The organism is Streptomyces sp. NPDC012935, assembly GCF_042900345.1.
In the GTDB taxonomy this organism is placed as follows: Bacteria; Actinomycetota; Actinomycetes; order Streptomycetales; family Streptomycetaceae; genus Streptomyces.
Genome location: NZ_JBIBBC010000093.1, coordinates 1 through 1,213, shown reverse-complemented (window position 1 = coordinate 1,213; position 1,213 = coordinate 1). Strand labels below are relative to the sequence as shown.

Annotated in this window: 4 protein-coding genes; all 4 read right to left on the bottom strand. The window is 71.6% G+C overall.

Annotation, left to right across the window (positions count from 1 at the left end):
• A partial coding sequence (locus ACFY5C_RS41775) for a replication initiator (RefSeq protein ID WP_389455314.1) occupies positions 1–518 on the bottom strand: 518 nt, incomplete at its 3' end.
• Positions 519–649: 131 nt separating this feature from the next.
• A complete protein-coding gene (locus ACFY5C_RS41770; RefSeq protein ID WP_381808409.1) occupies positions 650–907 on the bottom strand; it encodes a SpdD protein in 258 nt (85 codons plus the stop codon).
• 14 nt (positions 908–921) lie between these two features.
• Positions 922–1,116 (bottom strand): hypothetical protein, encoded by a 195-nt coding sequence (locus ACFY5C_RS41765; RefSeq protein WP_283286106.1) that lies wholly within the window; start codon positions 1,114–1,116, stop codon positions 922–924.
• A gap of 10 nt (positions 1,117–1,126) precedes the next feature.
• The coding region (locus ACFY5C_RS41760) for a mobile element transfer protein (protein WP_389455316.1) at positions 1,127–1,213 on the bottom strand (87 nt) is incomplete at its 5' end.

The following is a 1,213-nucleotide window of genomic DNA, read 5'->3' as shown; positions in this document are numbered from 1 at the left end:
TAGATCGAGAAGCGTTGCCAGAGGGCCCCGGCGTGCGCGTTCCACAGCACGGCCGCTTCGTAGTCGTAGGTGTCCGGGTCGAGGGGCGTGCCGAGGGCCGGGTCCTGGTCGTCGTGGCGGATGCCGCAGCGGCAGGGGCGATCACCGGAGGGGCGGTTGTGGACCGGGCCGAAGCCAGGGGCGGTGAAGGTGGCGAAGACGCGCGGGTGCGTGGCGACCCGTTCGGGGGTGCCCTTGCCGCCGCGGAGTCCGGCGGTGATCAGGTGGTAGGTGTCGCGGCGGTAGGTCTCGGCGCAGGCCGCGCACCGGGTGGCGCGGCGGTTGTTGCAGCGGACGAGGAGCTGACCGGCCGGGAGGACCGATGAGTCCAGGTGGTGCAGGACGCGGCCGATCTCGCCGGTCGCCCGGTCCACCGCGTATTCAGTGCGGTGGCCGTCGAGGCGTACAGGGCGGGTGCAGCCGCCCAGGCCGGACAGTTGGCGGCCCAGCTCGGGCAGGGTGCCGAGGGAGGCCAGCATGGAGAGTTCCGCCAGCGGAGGCGGAGTCTGCCGGGTGATGATGGGAGTTCCTTTCGGCTGTTCCGACGGTTGGGAGGGGCGGCCCCGGGGCGGCGGGATGCTTGGCGGCTTGTTGCCGCCCCGGCGGCTGGTCAGCGCTTGTGTGCGCCGTTGACGAGCGAACGCAGAACCACGGCGGCGATGGCCACGGACACGGCCGAGACGGCGACCGCCGCCAGGAGCGCGGTGAGCACGATCCCGACGACGACCACGGCGGCGACCGCACCGGCACCGATGCCCACGTACGGGGCGACCGGACGACCGGCCGAGGCAGCCGGAGGTTGCATCTGCTGAGGCGTGACGGTCGGTGTCCGCAGAGTCGGGATGTCGGGCAGCTTGGGACGGAACACGGTGGATCTCCTTGTCACTTATGGGTGCCGTTGACGACGTCGACCCCGGAGCGGGTACCGGACTCGATGGCGGGGGCGAGGAAGGTGTGCGAGAGCCAGAAGCCGAAGAGCGCGATCACGACGGCGACCCAGAGCCGGACGCCGAGGAACTTGATCGCGGCCCAGGTGATGACGCCCAGGACGAAGACGAGGGGCAGTGAGACGGTCACGGGAGCTCCCTCAGCGGACGGCGCAGCGGTGGGTCCAGGCGGCCAGTTCGGCGGCAGCACGGCTGTCGTAGTCCGTGGCGAAGCCGCAGCGAGGAGC